This window comes from Mameliella sp. CS4 (assembly GCF_019392335.1).
Taxonomy (GTDB): Bacteria; Pseudomonadota; Alphaproteobacteria; order Rhodobacterales; family Rhodobacteraceae; genus Antarctobacter.
Window position 1 is genome coordinate 1 of the sequence record NZ_JAHXRQ010000296.1, and the last position, 235, is coordinate 235.

Below are 235 nucleotides of genomic sequence, written 5' to 3' on the forward strand. Positions count from 1 at the left end.
CCTGCCGGACGCTGTGGTTTCGGTGCGCGTCAAGGCCCCCACTGGCCAGGAGCCCTACGGCATCAAGCTGATCGAGCAAGCCAATAACAATAACCTGGCCGTGCCGGAAAGCCTGCCGACGGGTAACGGGGTGTGGTCGGTGACGCCAGGCATCTCCCTGGTGAAAACCTTCGATCCGGCGGTGCTGTTCGGTTCGCTGTCGTATACCCATAACTTCGAGGAGTCGTTCGGCGAT

General features: G+C 61.3%; 1 protein-coding gene. It reads left to right on the top strand.

Annotation, left to right across the window (positions count from 1 at the left end):
- A partial coding sequence (locus KZZ07_RS27460) for a hypothetical protein (RefSeq protein WP_219520220.1) occupies positions 1-235 on the top strand: 235 nt, incomplete at both ends.